The following is a 238-nucleotide window of genomic DNA, read 5'->3' on the forward strand; positions in this document are numbered from 1 at the left end:
TCGCGAGTGCCGGTGCGTCCCACGCGCCCGCCTAGTGCCTGGGCCATCGCCTGGAACCCGTAGCAGATCCCGAGGATGGGCACCCCGGCCTCAAAAATATCCTTATCGATTGCGGGCGCACCCTCCGCGTACACGGATGCCGGGCCGCCGGAAAGAATAATGGCCGCGGGGTTTTTCGCCAGCATATCCGCGGCGGACATGGTATGCGGAACAATTTCTGAATAAACGTGTGCTTCAC

At 61.8% G+C, this 238-nt stretch carries 1 protein-coding gene; it reads right to left on the reverse strand.

Annotated elements, in window-relative coordinates:
- The coding region (locus QP363_RS13515; protein ID WP_284764873.1) for a gamma-glutamyl-gamma-aminobutyrate hydrolase family protein at positions 1-238 on the reverse strand (238 nt) is incomplete at both ends.

Source organism: Corynebacterium sp. UMB6689, assembly GCF_030215295.1.
Taxonomy (GTDB): domain Bacteria; phylum Actinomycetota; class Actinomycetes; order Mycobacteriales; family Mycobacteriaceae; genus Corynebacterium; species Corynebacterium aurimucosum.